16 protein-coding genes and 1 pseudogene are annotated in these 16,267 nt (G+C 65.1%); 11 read left to right on the top strand and 6 right to left on the bottom strand.

Annotated elements, in window-relative coordinates:
• The first annotated feature begins 6 nt into the window (after positions 1-6).
• From FJV43_RS19845 to recQ, 3 genes are all read left to right on the top strand, one after another.
• Complete coding sequence (locus tag FJV43_RS19845; RefSeq protein ID WP_239620122.1) at positions 7-1,008, top strand: homoserine O-succinyltransferase; 1,002 nt, start codon at positions 7-9, stop codon at positions 1,006-1,008.
• Positions 1,009-1,113: 105 nt separating this feature from the next.
• Entirely contained in the window at positions 1,114-1,857 is a 744-nt protein-coding gene (locus tag FJV43_RS19850) for a polysaccharide deacetylase family protein (RefSeq protein ID WP_239620123.1), read from the top strand.
• A 250-nt stretch (positions 1,858-2,107) separates the two neighbouring features.
• Positions 2,108-3,973, top strand: coding sequence for a DNA helicase RecQ (recQ, locus tag FJV43_RS19855; protein WP_239620125.1), 1,866 nt, complete (start codon positions 2,108-2,110; stop codon positions 3,971-3,973).
• Between the two features lie 207 nt (positions 3,974-4,180).
• On the opposite strand, the gene FJV43_RS19860 is transcribed toward recQ, so the two are convergent.
• The gene (locus tag FJV43_RS19860) at positions 4,181-5,194 is read right to left on the bottom strand and encodes a 1-aminocyclopropane-1-carboxylate deaminase (protein WP_239629512.1); all 1,014 of its coding nucleotides are present in this window, start codon (positions 5,192-5,194) and stop codon (positions 4,181-4,183) included.
• Positions 5,195-5,358: 164 nt separating this feature from the next.
• Between FJV43_RS19860 and FJV43_RS19865 the strand changes: the two genes are divergently transcribed.
• The 3 genes from FJV43_RS19865 to FJV43_RS19875 all read left to right on the top strand — a co-directional run bounded on the left by FJV43_RS19865 (position 5,359) and on the right by FJV43_RS19875 (position 7,761).
• Positions 5,359-5,823 carry an Lrp/AsnC ligand binding domain-containing protein gene (locus tag FJV43_RS19865; RefSeq protein ID WP_239620126.1) on the top strand — a complete coding sequence of 155 codons (465 nt, stop codon included), beginning with the start codon at positions 5,359-5,361 and terminating at the stop codon, positions 5,821-5,823.
• Positions 5,824-5,929: 106 nt separating this feature from the next.
• Entirely contained in the window at positions 5,930-7,093 is a 1,164-nt protein-coding gene (locus tag FJV43_RS19870; RefSeq protein WP_239620128.1) for a PLP-dependent cysteine synthase family protein, read from the top strand.
• 107 nt (positions 7,094-7,200) lie between these two features.
• On the top strand, positions 7,201-7,761 hold the full coding sequence (locus tag FJV43_RS19875) for a hypothetical protein (RefSeq protein WP_061882674.1): 561 nt from the start codon (positions 7,201-7,203) through the stop codon (positions 7,759-7,761).
• A 46-nt stretch (positions 7,762-7,807) separates the two neighbouring features.
• Here the strand turns inward: FJV43_RS19875 and FJV43_RS19880 are convergent, their stop codons facing one another.
• Positions 7,808-8,680 carry a hypothetical protein gene (locus FJV43_RS19880; RefSeq protein ID WP_239629514.1) on the bottom strand — a complete coding sequence of 291 codons (873 nt, stop codon included), beginning with the start codon at positions 8,678-8,680 and terminating at the stop codon, positions 7,808-7,810.
• 215 nt (positions 8,681-8,895) lie between these two features.
• Between FJV43_RS19880 and FJV43_RS19885 the strand changes: the two genes are divergently transcribed.
• Positions 8,896-9,141 carry a hypothetical protein gene (locus FJV43_RS19885; protein WP_239620130.1) on the top strand — a complete coding sequence of 82 codons (246 nt, stop codon included), beginning with the start codon at positions 8,896-8,898 and terminating at the stop codon, positions 9,139-9,141.
• Between the two features lie 13 nt (positions 9,142-9,154).
• Here FJV43_RS19885 and FJV43_RS19890 read toward each other — a convergent pair whose 3' ends face one another.
• Positions 9,155-10,090 (bottom strand): alpha/beta hydrolase, encoded by a 936-nt coding sequence (locus FJV43_RS19890; protein WP_239620132.1) that lies wholly within the window; start codon positions 10,088-10,090, stop codon positions 9,155-9,157.
• 109 nt (positions 10,091-10,199) lie between these two features.
• Between FJV43_RS19890 and FJV43_RS19895 the strand changes: the two are divergent.
• A pseudogene (locus FJV43_RS19895) lies at positions 10,200-11,086 on the top strand (branched-chain amino acid aminotransferase).
• 16 nt (positions 11,087-11,102) lie between these two features.
• Here the strand turns inward: FJV43_RS19895 and FJV43_RS19900 are convergent.
• Positions 11,103-11,723, bottom strand: coding sequence for a class I SAM-dependent methyltransferase (locus FJV43_RS19900; RefSeq protein ID WP_239620133.1), 621 nt, complete (start codon positions 11,721-11,723; stop codon positions 11,103-11,105).
• A 42-nt stretch (positions 11,724-11,765) separates the two neighbouring features.
• On the bottom strand, positions 11,766-12,356 hold the full coding sequence (gene phaR, locus FJV43_RS19905) for a polyhydroxyalkanoate synthesis repressor PhaR (RefSeq protein WP_239620136.1): 591 nt from the start codon (positions 12,354-12,356) through the stop codon (positions 11,766-11,768).
• Positions 12,357-12,662: 306 nt separating this feature from the next.
• Between phaR and FJV43_RS19910 the strand changes: the two genes are divergently transcribed.
• From FJV43_RS19910 to FJV43_RS19920, 3 genes are all read left to right on the top strand, one after another.
• Positions 12,663-13,841: an acetyl-CoA C-acetyltransferase gene (locus FJV43_RS19910; protein ID WP_239620138.1), complete on the top strand. Its 1,179-nt coding sequence runs from the start codon at positions 12,663-12,665 to the stop codon at positions 13,839-13,841.
• 241 nt (positions 13,842-14,082) lie between these two features.
• Positions 14,083-14,808 (top strand): acetoacetyl-CoA reductase, encoded by a 726-nt coding sequence (gene phbB, locus FJV43_RS19915; protein ID WP_239620140.1) that lies wholly within the window; start codon positions 14,083-14,085, stop codon positions 14,806-14,808.
• 142 nt (positions 14,809-14,950) lie between these two features.
• Positions 14,951-15,820: an EamA family transporter gene (locus FJV43_RS19920; RefSeq protein ID WP_239620141.1), complete on the top strand. Its 870-nt coding sequence runs from the start codon at positions 14,951-14,953 to the stop codon at positions 15,818-15,820.
• 1 nt (position 15,821) lies between these two features.
• On the opposite strand, the gene FJV43_RS19925 is transcribed toward FJV43_RS19920, so the two are convergent.
• Positions 15,822-16,244, bottom strand: coding sequence for a cupin domain-containing protein (locus tag FJV43_RS19925; RefSeq protein ID WP_028177443.1), 423 nt, complete (start codon positions 16,242-16,244; stop codon positions 15,822-15,824).
• Positions 16,245-16,267 lie beyond the last annotated feature (23 nt).

Genomic DNA, 16,267 nt, shown 5'->3' on the forward strand with positions numbered 1-16,267 from the left:
TCGCCCATGACGATCCTGATCGACAGGGATCAAGTCGTATCGAGCCCGGCCTTGGTGCCGGGCGAGGGCGATCTCGTGCGCGACCATGCCGGCGCCGACCTCACGATCGGGCTGATCAACAACATGCCGGATCCGGCGCTGAAGGCGACCGAGCGGCAGTTCATGAAGTTGCTCCAGGCCGCCGCGGGCCCGCACCGCATCCGCTTCCACTGCTTCTCGCTTCCCAGCGTGAAGCGGTCGCCCGAAGCGAAGTGGCATGTCGAGAGCGAGTATTCCGACTTTTCCGATCTCGAGCGCGGCAAGTTTGACGGATTGATCGTGACCGGTGCAGAGCCGATCGCGCCCGCGCTCGACCAGGAGCCATACTGGCAGGACCTCACGAACCTCATCGACTGGGCCAAGACCAACACGCGCTCGACGATCTGGTCGTGCCTTGCCGCGCATGCCGCGGTGCTGCATCTCGACGGTATCGAACGGCGGCGGCTGCCGGCCAAATGTCACGGCATTTTCGATTGCGACGTCGTGACCCGCGATGGGTTGACCCGTGCTGCGCCTGCGCCGCTCAAGGTCTCGCATTCACGCCTGAACGAGATCGTCGAGAGCGACCTCGTGCAGTCGGGCTATCAGGTGCTGACACGCTCGGCCCAAGCCGGCGTCGACGTCTTCGTCCGCCAATATGCCAGCCGCTTCGTGTTCTTTCAGGGCCACCCCGAATATGACGCGCTGTCGCTCCAGCGCGAATATCTGCGCGACATCGGCCGCTATCTCGCGCGGGAGCGCGAGACCTACCCGCGCCTGCCGGTGAGCTATTTTGACGCAGCGACGGAAGAGAAACTGGCTCGCTTCGAGAAGAAGGCGGCGCATCAGCGCCATCCGGCACTCGCCAACGAGCTGCCCGGGCTGAACTTGCGCGCCGATATCGGCGCTGGCAACGCGGCGGCAATGCTATTCCGCAACTGGTTGCGCTATCTCGGCGCGGACGCCGACGCGTCGGTAGCGGCGCGCTAGCGGAAGCGGTCTTGGTCTCACGTTAGGATTACCCAGGCGTTAGGCTTGCCTCAACCTGCGCACGAATGTTTCAGTAGAGGAATAGGGAATCACGGGAAGCGCAGCGTGTGGTCGGCACTCCAGGGACGCGTGAACAATCGGCTGGCCCGGCATTTCCATGCCGCGCCGCACCGATTGCCCGCGCATGCGCCGATGGTGAGCTTCACTTTCGACGATGCCCCCGATAGCGCCGCAGGCGAGGGTGCCGAGCTTCTGGAGCAGCATGGCGGCCGGGGGACGTTCTATCTCGCCGGCAGCTTGATCGATCAGCCGTCGGACCATTGGCACGGTCTGTCGAACGATGCGATCGTGCGGCTTCACCGGACCGGTCACGAGATTGCCTGCCACACCTTCTCGCACCGGAGTTCGGCCACTCTCGATGAGGCCGCGATGGCTCGCGAGATCGAGCGGAACCGCAGTCATTTCCGCGGTATCGATTCCTCGATCACGCTGGAGAACTTCGCCTACCCCTATGGGCTCGCCTCGGTCTGGCGCAAGCCGCAACTTGCGAAAGCCTTCCGTTCCGCGCGCGGCATTCTTCCCGGCGTCAACAGCGACGTCATCGATCTCCAGTTCCTGCGCGCCTCGCCGCTTGTCGATTGCGAGATCGATCCGGCAGGCGTCGATCGCTATTTCGACGAGGCGGTCGCAAGCGGCGGCTGGCTGATCTTCTACGGCCACGACGTCGCCGATGCGCCAAGCCCCTATGGCTGCACGCCGCGCCTGATGCGTCACGCGCTGGAGGCCGCTGGTAAGCGCAACATGCCGATCGTGACCGTTGCAGAGGCGCTGCGACGGATCGGAGCGTAGCTTCTGCCCTCCTTCTCCCCTTGCGGGAGAAGGTGGCGCGAAGCGCCGGATGAGGGGTATGTCTCCGCAGAACAAGCTCCATCGAATCCGAGGATAGATACCCCTCACCCGTCTCGCCGCTATCGCGGCGAGCCACCTCTCCCGCAAGGGGAGAGGGGAAGAGAAGCGCCTGCCCCGCAAACAGTCTTGCCACGCTCGCGCCGGCATGCGACTGGCGTTGTGACGAATCTCACGGCCTGATCTGTTCCGCATGTCCGCTCCCTCCACCGCTCCGCTCTCTGCGCCGGCCAACGGCCGCGACGCGCTGTCGGTGCTGCATTCGGTGTTCGGCCTGCCGGGTTTTCGCGGAGCGCAGGGCGAGATCATCCGGCATGTCACCGAGGGCGGCAATTGCCTCGTGCTGATGCCGACCGGCGGCGGCAAGTCGCTGTGCTATCAGCTTCCGTCCTTGCTACGCGAAGGCTGCGGCATCGTGGTGTCGCCACTGATCGCGCTGATGCGTGACCAGGTTGCCGGGCTGATCGAGGCCGGCGTCAATGCCGCCGCGCTGAACTCGTCGCTGACGCCGCAGGAGGCATCCGACATCGAGCGACGCCTTCTCGCGGGCGATCTCGACCTGCTCTATGTCGCGCCGGAACGCCTGGTCACGCCGCGTTGCCTGTCGCTGCTGGCGCAGGCGCAGGTGGCGCTGTTTGCGATCGACGAGGCGCATTGCGTCTCGCAATGGGGGCATGACTTCCGTCCCGAATATGTCGGCCTCTCCATCATCGCCGAGCGGTTTCCCGACGTGCCGCGCATCGCGCTGACCGCGACTGCCGACGAGCTGACGCGCAAGGAAATCGTCGAGCGGCTTCAGCTTACGGGCGCGCCGCAATTCGTCTCGAGCTTCGACCGGCCCAACATCCGCTACGAGATCGTCGACAAGCGCAGCGCGGTGTCGCAGTTGAAGGAGTTGATCCGCGAGCGCCACACGAGCGATGCCGGCGTGGTCTATTGCCTGTCGCGCAACCGCGTCGAGGAGGTCGCCGCCGCGCTTCAGGACGCCGGCATTGCGGCGCTGCCCTACCATGCCGGGCTCGACGGCAGCGTGCGCTCGCGCAACCAGGACCGCTTTCTCAACGAGGACGGCATCGTCATCGTCGCGACCGTGGCGTTCGGCATGGGCATCGACAAGCCCGACGTGCGCTTCGTCGCCCATCTCGATCTGCCCAAGAGCATCGAGGCCTACTACCAGGAGACGGGGCGCGCCGGCCGCGACGGCAAGCCGTCCACGGCCTGGATGGCCTATGGGCTCTCCGACATCGTGCAGCAGCGCCGCATGATCGACGAGTCCAGCGCCTCCGACGAATTCAAGCGGGTCTCGATCGGCAAGCTCGATGCGCTGGTCGGCCTTGCCGAGACGCCGCATTGCCGGCGCCGGCGGCTGCTCGCCTATTTCGGCGAGATCGTGATGGGTGAGAGCTGCGGCAATTGCGACAATTGCCTGACGCCGCCCAGGATGCGCGACGGCAAGGTGCTGGCGCAGAAGCTGTTGTCCTGCGTCTATCGCACCGGGCAGCGTTTTGGCGCGATGCACTTGATCGACGTGCTGGTCGGGCGCCTGACCGAGAAGGTGACGCAGTTCGGCCACGACAAATTGTCCGTGTTCGGCATCGGGCGCGAGCTCAACGAGAAGCAGTGGCGCACCGTGCTGCGGCAGTTGGTGGCGATGGGCCATTTGCAGAGCGACAGCGAAGCGTTCGGTGCGCTGAAGCTGACCGAGACTGCGCGCGGCGTGCTGCGCGGCGAAACCGAAGTGTGGTTGCGCGAGGAGGCGCCCGGCACGCGCATTCGCGCGAGCCGCGGCAAGTCCCGCCGCGGCGACCTTGCGCCCGCCGCCAGCGCCGCGCCAGGCGATGTCGATCCCGAACTGCGCGCGCGGCTGCGCTCGTGGCGTTCGGAGGTCGCGCGCGAGCGCGGCGTGCCGGCCTATGTGGTGCTGCACGATGCCACTATCGACGGCATCGTCCGGGCCTGGCCGACGACACTCGACGAGCTCCGCAACGTGCCCGGCATCGGCGACAAGAAGCTCGAGCATTACGGCGACGAGCTGCTGCAGATCGTCAAGACGCGGTAGGGAGCGGCCTTTAACTCCGCCGTCATCCCGGACAAGCGCGCCCAAAGCGCGCGCAGATCCGGGATCCATAATCACAGGACGAGGTCGCTGCGTCACGCTGGCAACCACGAGCCTTCGCAAAACTATTGCTGCGGCGTATGGGTCCCGGATCTGCGCTGCGCTTGTCCGGGACGATAGCTGTGTACAAGGCGAGGGCTATGCCCTCACTCACCCATTCCTGAACGCATACGCGTATCCATTCAGCGCGGGGGCACCGCCGAGATGGGCGTAGAGGATCTTCGCACCCTTCTCGAAATAGCCCTTCTTCGCGAGGTCGATCAGGCCCTGCATCGACTTGCCCTCGTAGACGGGGTCGGTGATCATGCCTTCGAGGCGCGCGGTGAGGCGGATCGCCTCCTTGGTCTCTTCCGACGGCACGCCATAGGCGGGATATGCGTAGTCCTCGATCAGCACGACGTCATCAGTGACGAGGTCCTTGCCGAGTTCGACGAGCTCAGCGGTGTTCTGCGCGATCTCGAGCACCTGCGCCTTGGTCTGGGCCGGCGTAAAGGACGCGTCGATGCCGATCACCTTGCGGGCGCGGCCATCGGCGGCGAAGCCGACCAGCATGCCGGCATGGGTTGAGCCGGTGACGGTGCAGACGATGATGTAGTCGAACTTGAAGCCGAGCTCGGCCTCCTGCTTGCGCACCTCCTCCGCGAAGCCGACATAGCCGAGCCCGCCATATTTGTGCACGGAGCCGCCGGCGGGAATCGCATAAGGCTTGCCGCCCGCCGCCTTCACCTCCTCGATCGCCTGCTCCCAGCTCTTGCGAATGCCGATGTCGAAGCCGTCGTCGACCAGGCGCACGTCGGCGCCCATGATGCGCGAGAGCATGATGTTGCCGACGCGGTCATAGACCGCGTCCTCGTGCGGCACCCAGGCTTCCTGCACGAGGCGGCACTTCATGCCGATCTTGGCCGCGACCGCGGCGATCATGCGGGTGTGGTTGGACTGCACGCCGCCGATCGAGACCAGCGTGTCGGCGTTGGAGGCGATCGCATCGGGAATGATGTATTCGAGCTTGCGCAACTTGTTGCCGCCATAGGCGAGGCCGGAATTGCAATCCTCGCGCTTGGCATAGATCTCGACATTGCCGCCGAGGTGTTTTGACAGTCGCTCCAGCTTCTCGATCGGCGTCGGGCCGAAGGTCAGCGGGTAGCGCGCGAATTTTTCCAGCATCATGGGTTATCCCGATTTGGCGGTGGCGTCTGAGGAACGGAGCTAGCATCGCCTTGGAAAAATGTGCTCTCGAATATTGGGTCAGTACTGGCTATCTCTTGCGTCGATTGGCTCAATAGGCCAGATTTCTTCCAAATTGTCCGCTACGAATGAAAGCTTCTTCCGTGGCCGCCCGACTTGACCGCATCGACCTTAAGATACTGAGATTGCTGCAAAATAACGGCCGGCTCAGCAATGCCGAGCTGGCCGAGACGGTCGCGATCAGCCCCGCCACCTGCCATCGCCGCACCCAGCGCCTGTTCGCGGACGGCTTCATTGCCAGCGTGCGCGCCATGGTGGCGCCGAAGAAGCTGGCAAAGGGCACGCTGGTGATGGTCGGCGTCGTGCTCGACCGCTCGACGCCTGAGAGTTTTGCCACCTTCGAAAAGGCCATCGCGAAGTTGAAATTCGTGCTCGACTGCCACCTGGTCGCCGGCGACTTCGACTACTTCCTCAAGATCCGCGTCGGCGACATGGAGGATTTCAACCGCATCCATGGCGAGCAGCTCATCGCGCTGCCCGGCGTGCGCCAGACCCGAACTTTCTTCGTGATGAAGGAAGTCGTCGACAACGCGCCGCTGGAGTTTTGAGCAGAAGCGTTTTCCAGCGAAGTGGAAGCCGGTTCGCGCCATAAAACGCGTCAAAACAGAATCCTGCGCACTTGATGCGCGATCCGCATCATGAGAGGTTCATCCGATGCAGACATTTCCCTTCCGCCAGTACAATCCGGCCGGGCCGAGCTATCGGCGCGGCTGGGTCGACGAGGCCGTGGCTGCGATCGAGGCCGACCAGTGCCGCACCGCCGACACGCATCTGATCCGGTTGATCGTGCCGGCGCTCTCCGGCATCGACATCTATCTCAAGGACGAGTCCACGCATCCGACCGGCAGCCTGAAGCATCGTCTCGCGCGATCGCTGTTCCTCTATGCGCTCTGCAACGGCCACATTGGCGAAGGCACGCCCGTCGTCGAGGCATCGTCGGGATCGACGGCGGTGTCGGAAGCCTATTTCGCGCAGATGATCGGCGTGCCCTTCTACGCCGTGATGCCGCGGACGACCTCGGCGGAGAAGATCGCCGCGATCGAGCATTATGGCGGCAACTGCCATTTGATCGACGACGGTCGCGCGCTCTATGCGGACGCCGCGGCGCTCGCCGCCCGTCTGAACGGCCACTACATGGATCAGTTCACCTTCGCCGAGCGCGCCACCGACTGGCGCGGCAACAACAACATCGCCGAGTCCATCTTCACGCAATTGCAGGGCGAGCCGCGCCCGCTGCCGGACTGGATCGTGATGGGCGCCGGCACCGGCGGCACCTCGGCCACCATCGGGCGCTATCTGCGCTATCGGCAGTATCCGACGCGGCTATGCGTCGCCGATGTCGAACATTCCGCCTTCTTCGACTGCTTCCGCTCGCAGGACCGCTCCCATGTCTGCGACCGCCCGTCACTGATCGAGGGTGTCGGCCGGCCGCGCTGCGAGCCGTCCTTCGTGCCGGGTGTGGTCGATCGCATGATGAAGATCCCGGATGCGGCGACGATCGCGGCGATGAACGTGCTGTCGCGCCGGCTGCGCCGCGCGGTCGGCGGCTCCACCGGCACCAACTTCCTGGCGCTGTGCCGGCTCGCCTCGGAAATGCGTCAGGCGAACGCGACAGGGTCGCTGGTGACGCTGATCTGCGATTCCGGCGAGCGCTACCGGCAGACCTGTTACGAGCCCGCATGGCTGAAGGCGCGCGGACTCGATCCGGCGCCTTACGAGGCGGCCTTGTCGTCGTTCCTCGCGACAGGCGAGCCGCTGAGGCTCGATGTCGACGATGTCTTCAATCCGCAGGGCGTGCGAAGCCCCGCCGCGTCATAGCAGCGTCTTCCTGCCGTTTTTCAAATTGGCACGACCGTCACGGCAACTTCACTTGCCCCGCGCACGCATGCAGGTGACGGTTGTGGTCTCAACGAGGAGATCCCATCGTGCGCCTTCCCATTCTCGATCCCAAGGATCTGACCGACGAACAGAAGCCGCTCTATGACGACATGCGAGCCGGCATCACCGACCATTTCAAGGGTTTTGTGAACATGCGCGACGACGGCGCGCTGCTCGGGCCCTGGAACCCCTGGATCCGCGAGCCGCGCTTCGGCGGGCCGGTGTGGGAGCTGGTCAAGGCGGTCGCGTCGAACCCGCTGCTGCCCGCTCCGGTGCGTGAGGTCGCGATCCTCGTCACCGGCTCGCATTTCCGGTCCGGTTACGAGCTCTATGCCCACGTTCTGGTCGCCGAGCAGCGCGGTCTGTCCGACGAGAAGCTGGCGACCATCGTCGCCGGACAGCGGCCTGTCGATCTGACCAGGCAGGAGGCGGTCGCCTATGACATGGCCTCGGCCCTGGTCAGCGGTGGCGTGCTGCCGGAGCTGACCTATCGTGCGGCGGTGAAGGAGTTCGGCGAACACGGTGCGGCCGAGCTGTCCTATCTGGTCGGCGTCTATTGCATGGTCTCGGTCACGCTCAACACGTTCGACGTGCCGGTGCCGGACTAGCAGGGGCTTCGTTTCATTTGAGCATGATCCTCTTCCGGGATCGTGCTCAATTGCGCACGGCGTAGAGCGGCGTTCGCAACGTCAGCTGATAGGACGGCTTCGGCGTCCACGCGATCAGCGCGGTGATGCCGAACAGGCGGTTGTCGTTGTCGTCCATGCGGTCAAGGTCGAGCCGCAGGATCGGCTGGGTGAAGGACTCCGCGATCGTCCGTCCCGCGAGCTGTGCGCCACCGAAGGACTGCATGCCGAGGCGCCCGGTGAACTTCCAGTTGCTCGGCCATTGGTAGTAGCCGCCGCCATAGAGGATCGTGTTCGGCCGGATGCTGGCGAACGTACTGGCAATGGTGGCGGTGGTGTATTGCATGCCGGCCAACCAGCCCCGCGTCTCGTCCTCGTCGAGCGCGTAGTCGAATTCCAGGATGTTGTTGAAGGAATTCACCATGCCCTGCTCGTTCGGCACCGACTGCGTCAGCGTCGATTGCAGCGTGATCGTCGGGATCTTGCCGCCATTCTGCTGGTGGAGGTCGGCCTGCACGCCGATGTTCCAGCTGGTGATGTCGAAGGACGACCAGCCGCCGCCGATATCCGTCGTCGATCCGGACACGCCGCCATAGAGCGAGACACGGTCGGTGACGTCGACGGTCAGCGGCAGGTCAACGGCAATCGACTTCGCCGCCGGCAAGCCGCTCGGCAGCGTCGTGCTTCGTCGCGCCGCCAGCGCCTGGAGCGCGGCCGACAGCGAGGTGGTGCCGAAGCCGAGCCCGAGCGTGCCTGCGGGGATCGTCGCGTAGCTGGTGCGGAGGTCGAGGTAGATGTTCGGAACAGCCGGCTTTGCCGGTGCGTCCTCGTCCGCCTCGGCGGCGAAGGCCGCGCTTGCTGAAACCGTCACGCAGGCCAGCCCCAGCGCGACGGCGCGCAAAGCCGGACGATGCGGTGGGTTGCGAGTTGACACGTGACAATCCGACGCGTGAGGCTCTGGTGGCGGAAGCGCACGCTAGATGGAACGTGATCGTTCCCGCGGTCAAGCGCTATCCGCAAACGATGGACTGTATCGACGCACGCGGCTACCCTGTCGTGACTGCACCGACACTCTCGCCGGCCAGAGTGCAGGCCAGACAACGGAGGACGACAGCCATGAACACGTCACGCCGCATCCTGCTCGCCGGAATGGCGGGGCTCGCCCTCGCTCCGACCGCTGCGGCGGCCGCACCGGCGCCAGTGGTCGATGATGTGACGGTTGCCGAAGAACGCTTTGCGCGCATGATCGCCGCCGCGCATGCTCCGGACGTCACTTGCGCACGGCAGGCGGAGCGCTATGCGGATGCGCATTGGCCCGAATATCTTGTGGCCGCCAGGGCCGTTCTCGACGCACGCGTGTGATTCTCACACTCACTCACTTCTTCACCGCCCTCCGCACCTGTTCGCCGATCTGCGACAGCACGAGCTGGGCCTGCGGCAGGATCGCGCCCATGGCGTGGAAATTGTGGACCATGCCGTCGTGGCAGACATGTTCGACGGCGACGCCCGCAGCGAGCAGCTTGCGGGCATAGGCATTGCCTTCGTCGCGCATCGGGTCGTACTCGGCGGTATGGATGATCGCGGTCGGCAGGCCCGTCAGCCGTCTCGCGCGCAGCGGAGAGACGCGGGGGTCGGCGGCGTCGATGCCCTCGGGCAGATAATCGGAAAGATCGGCTTCGATCGTGACGCGGTCGATCAGGTGGCCCTCGGCAAAGGCCTCGCGCGAGGGCGAGGTTTCCTCGAAATCCAGTACCGGGCAGATCAGGCATTGCGCGGCGATGGAGAGGCCGGCGGCCTGAGTCGCCTCCTGGCACACGACCGCAGCCAGCGTGGCGCCGGCGGAATCGCCGCCGATCACCAGGCGGTCCGCGTCGATGCCGAGCGATGCCGCCTCGCGCGCCACCCATTCGGTGGCGGCGATCGCGTCATCGACGGCGGCGGGGAATCTGTGCTCGGGCGCGAGCCGGTAGTCGACCGACACGAGGCGGCAGCCGGTGGCATGCGCCAGCGCGGCCGCGATGCGGTCGTGCGTGGCAATGCTGCCGGCGACGAGCCCGCCGCCGTGAAAGAACACGAAGCCCGGTGCGAGTTCCTCGGCGCTTGCCGGCGTGTAGAGGCGATAGGGCAGTTCGCCGGCACGGCCGGCCAGAACGCCGTCGGACGTCGTCACGTCCGGCGCCTCGGCACGCGCGAACTGCATCAGCTTTGCCAGCGATTGCCGCCGCGCTTCCACGCTGGGCCGGCTCCGCGCCTGCGGCGCAGCCGCAGCCATCATGGTCAACAAACGCTTGGCGAGCGGATCAAGGGGCATGGATCTCTCCTTTCTCCCACGAGGGGAGGGTAGCTCACCACGTCCCCGCAGGGAATCTTTTAGAAATTGGGGGCAATAGTGCCCGGATATTTCCAAGGGGAGGCCGGTCATGGCCGAGATCAAGAAGCCCATCGACTATTCGCCGAGCTGGACCTTCTTCGAGGGCGAATGGCACGAGGGCAACGTGCCGATCATGGGCTCGCGCACGCATGCGGCCTGGCTCGGCTCGATCGTGTTCGACGGCGCGCGCGCGTTCGAGGGTGTTGCGCCCGATCTCGACCGGCACGTCGCCCGCGTCAATCAATCGGCGATCAATTTTGGCCTGAAGCCGGTGCTCGATACCGGCGCCTGGCTTGCGCTCGCAACCGAGGGCATTGCGCGATTTGCGCCCGATGCCGAGCTCTATATCCGCCCAATGTACTGGGCGCAGAACGGGAGCGGCGGCGGCGTGCTGTTCGACCCCGAGACCACCAATTGGTGCCTGTGCATCTACGTGGCGCCGATGCCAAAGCCCGTCGGCAACGCGATCACGCTGTCGCCGTTCCGCAGGCCCACCGCCGAATGCGCGCCGGTCGAAGCCAAGGCGGCCTGCCTCTATCCGAACAATTCGCGCGCGCTCGCCGAGGCCGCCGCGCGCGGCTTCAACAACGCGCTGATGCTCGACATGCTCGGCAACGTCGCCGAGTTCGGCAATTCGAACGTGTTCATGGCGAAGGACGGCGTGGTCTTCACGCCGGTGCCGACGGCACTTTCCTGAACGGCATCACGCGCCAGCGTGTCATCAGCCTGCTTCGTGGCGACGGAATCACCGTGGTCGAGAAGACGCTGCGCTATGCCGATTTCCTTGCCGCCGACGAGATCTTTTCATCCGGCAATTTCGCCAAGGTCGCTCCCGTGATCCGCATCGACGAGCGCGAGCTGAAGCCAGGCCCGTTCTACACGAGGGCGCGCAAACTCTATTGGGATTTCGCGCATGCGGTGAGGCTGGCGGCTTGAGCCAGCTGTCGCGCGCTTACAGGCCGCGTCTCCGGAACCGGCTGAACTGAAACGCCTGCGTTGAATCCCACGGCGTGTGATGCGTCTCGCTGCGCGTCTCGACGAGCCCAAACTCAGGTCCGAGCTCCGCTGCAAGGCTCGCGCTGTCGTGTCGCTGAACCGGCAGGCCGCTGCATTTCTCCGGACCATCGGGCGCGAACGTGCCGATGATGACTTGTCCGCCGGGGGTAAGCGCTGCCCGCAGGCGTTCGACATAGGCCGCCCTGTCGCGCGGCTCGGTCAGGAAATGAAACGCGGCGCGATCGTGCCAGACGTCGTAGGCCTTCGCCGGCTGCCACGTCGTGGCGTCGGCAACGATCCAGTCGACGATCGAACCGGCTCCGCCGATTCGCTTCTTCGCCGCATCAAGCGCGTTGGCGGAGAGGTCCAGCACGGCGACGTCGCGATATCCGTCCTGCAGCAGCGCATCGACCAGCCGCGAGGCGCCGCCGCCGATATCGATGACGGCTGCGTCATGATCCGGATTGGCCGCGCGGATCATCTGAAGCGAGATTGTCGGGCTGTCCTGAAACCAGCTGACCTCGGCTTCGCCCTTGGTGGCGTAGACATTGTCCCAATGGGTGCTTCGGCCAGACATGGCTCGTCCTCCGGCGCGCTGGGAGCCGGTGCCAATGAAAGACTACTCGTCCTTCTTCGACATCCGCTCGAGGCGTTCCTGCATCTCCTTCATCTGCTGGCGCAGGTCGTCGATATTGCTGTCCTTCGGCGCCTCAGTACTCGCATCGGGCTGCGGCTCGGCAGTGGTGGTCGGACGTGGCGCCGCAAACGGCTTGAACATCGAGAAGGTCTGCTGGAACAGCTCCATGTTGCGGCGGACCTGCTCCTCCAACGGAGCAAAAGGAGTGCCGGACAACGTATTGGCGATCTGCTTGCGGAACTTCTCCTGCTCTTGGGTCAGCGTCGCGATCGACTGCTCCAGATATTTCGGCACCACCATCTGCATGCTGTCGCCATAGAAGCGGATGAGCTGGCGCAGGAAGGTGGTCGGCAGCAGGTTCTGGCCGGCCTTGTTCTCCTGCTCGAAGATGATCTGGGCGAGCACGGAGCGGGTGATGTCGTCGCCGGTCTTGGCGTCATAGACCAGGAAATCTTCGCCGTCCTTGACCATCGCGGCGAGGTCTTCCAGCGTCACGTAGGTACTCGTTCCGGTGTTATAGAGCCGGCGGTTCGCGTATTTCTTGATGGTGGTGGGTTGGTCTGATTTCGCCATGGGCTCTCACTTGCAAACGCGGAGAACGGGAACCTGTCGGGCAATGCCGCAGGGCGGGAAGAGTACGCAACGCAACAAAATAAGCATTTTCAAAGGGCTCACGCTACCGTTTTGTGCGGCACGGTTAATTGCAGAGCAAAATCGTGCTTGCGAAAGCGCCAAGAACGCTATTTTGAATGCGTTGCGGCATGAATTCGGAGACCGTCCGATTGACATGCCTCAACGACGTTAACAGGATGCCGTTCGAGACTGGCGAGCCGTCTTTTCCCCAGCCCCGCCTGCCCCCTTCAAACCCAGGAGATGCCCATGTCAGACGATGTCGTCATCGTCAGCGCCGCCCGCACCCCGGTCGGTAGCTTCAACGGAGCGTTCGCGACCCTTCCCGCCCACGATCTCGGCGCCATCGCCATCAAGGCCGCGCTGGAGCGCGGTGGCATCGAGCCCGGCCGGGTCTCCGAGGTCATCATGGGTCAGATCCTGACCGCGGCCCAGGGCCAGAACCCGGCCCGCCAGGCTTCGATCGCCGCCGGCATTCCGGTGGAGAGCCCGGCCTGGGGCGTGAACCAGCTTTGCGGCTCGGGCCTGCGCACGGTTGCGCTCGGCTATCAGGCGCTGCTCAACGGTGATTCCGAGATCGTGGTCGCAGGCGGCCAGGAATCCATGAGCATGGCCCCGCACGCCCAGCATCTGCGCGGCGGCGTCAAGATGGGCGGCCTCGAACTGGTCGACACCATGATCAAGGACGGCCTGTGGGATGCCTTCAACGGCTACCACATGGGCAACACCGCCGAGAACGTCGCACGGCAGTGGCAGATCACCCGCGCCCAGCAGGACGAGTTCGCCGTTGCTTCGCAGCAGAAGGCGGAGGCCGCGCAGAAGGCCGGCAGGTTCAACGACGAGATCGTGCCCGTCACCATCAAGACCCGCAAGGGCGACGTCGTCGTCAGCGCCGACGAATATCCGCGTCATGGCGCCACCCTCGACGCGATGGCCAAGCTCAAGCCGGCCTTCGAGAAGGACGGCACGGTCACTGCGGGCTCGGCCTCCGGCATCAATGACGGCGCCGCCGCGGTGGTGCTGATGACCGCCAAGCAGGCGGCCAAGGAAGGCAAGAAGCCGCTCGCGCGCATCGTGTCCTGGGCTCAGGCCGGCGTCGATCCGAAGATCATGGGCTCGGGCCCGATCCCGGCCTCGCGCGCCGCGCTGAAGAAGGCCGGCTGGAATGCCGGGGACCTCGACCTGATCGAGGCCAACGAAGCCTTCGCGGCACAGGCCTGCGCCGTCAACAAGGATCTCGGCTGGGACACCTCCAAGGTCAACGTCAATGGCGGCGCGATCGCGATCGGCCATCCGATCGGCGCATCCGGCGCACGCGTGCTGGTGACGCTGCTGCACGAAATGCAGAAGCGTGATTCGAAGAAGGGCCTGGCCACGCTGTGCATCGGCGGCGGCATGGGCATCGCCGTGTGTGTGGCGCGCGACTGACGACGACCTTGCACGGAGCTGACGCGTGCGTCGCACACGTCAGCGCGTGCATTGCACGCGACCAAAAAGGCAGCGGTTGCAAATCAAATATTCTTCGCAACCACGCAAGCCTCGACTAAAGAGAAACGCCCGGCTCGACGCCGGGCGTTTTGTTCTTGATGTCCGTCAAACCAATCGCATAATCCATCGCTAAAAACAGTCACTCAAAAGCGTCCGAAAAGTCCAAGGGAAGGATCACGACATGGCACGTGTTGCATTGGTCACGGGTGGTACGCGGGGCATCGGTGCGGCGATCAGCAAGGCGCTGAAGGCCGCCGGCTACAAGGTCGCGGCGAACTATGCCGGCAACGATGCGGCGGCGGAGAAGTTCAAGGCCGAGACCGGCATCGCGACCTACAAATGGGACGTCAGCAGCTTCGACGCCTGCGCGGAGGGCGTGAAGAAGGTCGAAGCCGATCTCGGGCCGATCGAGGTGCTCGTCAACAATGCCGGCATTACCCGCGATACCGCCTTCCACAAGATGACGCTCGGGCAGTGGACCGCCGTCATCAACACCAATCTGGGCTCGCTGTTCAACATGACGCGCCAGGTCATCGAGGGCATGCGCGCGCGCAAGTTCGGCCGCATCATCTCGATCTCGTCGATCAACGGCCAGAAGGGGCAGTTCGGTCAGGTCAACTATTCCGCGGCGAAGGCCGGCGACGTCGGCTTCACCAAGGCGCTCGCGCTCGAGAACGCCAAGGGCGGCATCACCGTCAATGCGATCTGCCCGGGCTACATCAACACCGAAATGGTGCAGGCGGTGCCGAAGGACGTCTTGGAGAAGAACGTGATCCCGCAGATCCCGGCCAACCGGCTCGGCGAGCCCGAAGAGATTGCGCGCGCGGTCGTGTTCCTTGCGGCCGACGAGGCCGGCTTCATCACCGGCTCGACCCTGACCGTCAACGGCGGCCAGTACATGGTGTGATGCGATCGCATCACGTGGCCCGATAATTTCCACATCGTCATGCCCGGGCTTGTCCCGGGCATCTACGGCCTTACAACAGCCGTCGCCACGGAAGAACGTGGATGGCCGGGACAAGCCCGGCCATGACGGAAGCATTGGGTCGATGACTGCCCGCACGGCAACGCTGATCGGATTGACCGCGATCCTGATGTGGTCGCTGCTGTCAGTGATGACGGTGGCGACCGGAAAGATCCCGGCGTTCCAGCTCGCCGCGATGACCTTCGCGATCGGCGGTGTCGTGGGGCTGCTCACCTGGATCGGGCGGAGCGAGGCGGCGAAAAGCCTGCGTCAGCCGCTCGCCGTCTGGGTCGTCGGCGTCGGTGGCCTGTTCGGCTATCATGCGCTGTATTTTCTCGCGCTACGCTTTGCGCCGCCGGCCGAAGCGGGCCTTCTGAATTACCTGTGGCCGCTGCTCATCGTGCTGTTCTCGTCATTCCTGCCGGGCGAGCGGCTGGCCGCGCATCACATCATCGGCGCGGTCCTCGGCCTCGTCGGCACCGTGCTGCTGTTTGCCGGCAATACCTCCGGCTTCGCGCCGGGGGCGGTGCCGGGATTGATCGCGGCCTTCATCGCCGCTTTCGTCTGGGCGACCTATTCGGTGCTGTCGCGCCGCTTGAAGGCGGTGCCGACCGACGCCGTCGCGGGCTTCTGCCTCGCCACCGCCGTGCTCGCCGCAGTGATGCATGTCGCGCTGGAGACCACCGTGTGGCCGGAGACCACGCTGCAATGGCTTTCCGTGATCGCGCTCGGCATCGGGCCCGTCGGCGCTGCCTTCTACGCCTGGGACATCGGCATGAAGCGCGGCGACATCCGTGTGCTCGGCGCCGCCTCCTACGCGACGCCGCTGCTCTCGACCGGCTTCCTCATCGCCGCCGGCTATGCCAAGGCCAGCGCCAACATCGCCATCGCTGCCATCCTGATCGCCGGTGGCGGCCTGATCGCGGCGAAGGACATGGTGCTGCGGAAGAGGTGAGCTACGGCTCCCAGCCCGGCGGAGCGAGTTCGAAGCCCGCGAAGTCGAACGCGGGCGCCACGGTGCAGCCGACCAGCGTCCATTCGCCGGTGGTTTCCGCCATCTGCCAGGCCTGTGCCGGCACGATCGCCTGCGGCCGCTCGCCGCCGACGAGGTCGGTGCCCAGCCGCACCTCATGCTGGGAGCAGCCGTCATGGGCGATGCGCAGCATCAAGGGGCTGCCGGCGTAATAGTGCCACGTCTCGACCGCATCGACGCGATGCCAGTGCGAACGCTCGCCGCGAGCCAGCAGGAAGTAGATCAGCGTCGAGCGCGAACGCCCGTTGGCGTCCGTGGCCAGATCACGAAACGTTTCGCGGTAATGCCCGCCTTCGGGATGCGGCCGGAGTTCGAGGCGCGCGATGATCTCGGCTGCGGTCGGCATCGATTCCCGTCAGGACTTGTTCT

Origin of the sequence: Bradyrhizobium sp. I71 (genome assembly GCF_022354745.1) — a bacterium.
Lineage (GTDB): Bacteria > Pseudomonadota > Alphaproteobacteria > Rhizobiales > Xanthobacteraceae > Bradyrhizobium > Bradyrhizobium liaoningense.

Coding starts and splice junctions, on each gene's coding strand:
- FJV43_RS19845 (WP_239620122.1), top strand. CDS start 7: ATGACGATCCTGATCGACAGGGATCAAGTCGTATCGAGCCCGGCCTTG.
- recQ (WP_239620125.1), top strand. CDS start 2,108: ATGTCCGCTCCCTCCACCGCTCCGCTCTCTGCGCCGGCCAACGGCCGC.
- FJV43_RS19860 (WP_239629512.1), bottom strand. CDS start 5,194: ATGCTGGAAAAATTCGCGCGCTACCCGCTGACCTTCGGCCCGACGCCG.
- FJV43_RS19870 (WP_239620128.1), top strand. CDS start 5,930: ATGCAGACATTTCCCTTCCGCCAGTACAATCCGGCCGGGCCGAGCTAT.
- FJV43_RS19885 (WP_239620130.1), top strand. CDS start 8,896: ATGAACACGTCACGCCGCATCCTGCTCGCCGGAATGGCGGGGCTCGCC.
- FJV43_RS19890 (WP_239620132.1), bottom strand. CDS start 10,090: ATGCCCCTTGATCCGCTCGCCAAGCGTTTGTTGACCATGATGGCTGCG.
- FJV43_RS19900 (WP_239620133.1), bottom strand. CDS start 11,723: ATGTCTGGCCGAAGCACCCATTGGGACAATGTCTACGCCACCAAGGGC.
- phaR (WP_239620136.1), bottom strand. CDS start 12,356: ATGGCGAAATCAGACCAACCCACCACCATCAAGAAATACGCGAACCGC.
- FJV43_RS19910 (WP_239620138.1), top strand. CDS start 12,663: ATGTCAGACGATGTCGTCATCGTCAGCGCCGCCCGCACCCCGGTCGGT.
- phbB (WP_239620140.1), top strand. CDS start 14,083: ATGGCACGTGTTGCATTGGTCACGGGTGGTACGCGGGGCATCGGTGCG.
- FJV43_RS19920 (WP_239620141.1), top strand. CDS start 14,951: ATGACTGCCCGCACGGCAACGCTGATCGGATTGACCGCGATCCTGATG.
- FJV43_RS19925 (WP_028177443.1), bottom strand. CDS start 16,244: ATGCCGACCGCAGCCGAGATCATCGCGCGCCTCGAACTCCGGCCGCAT.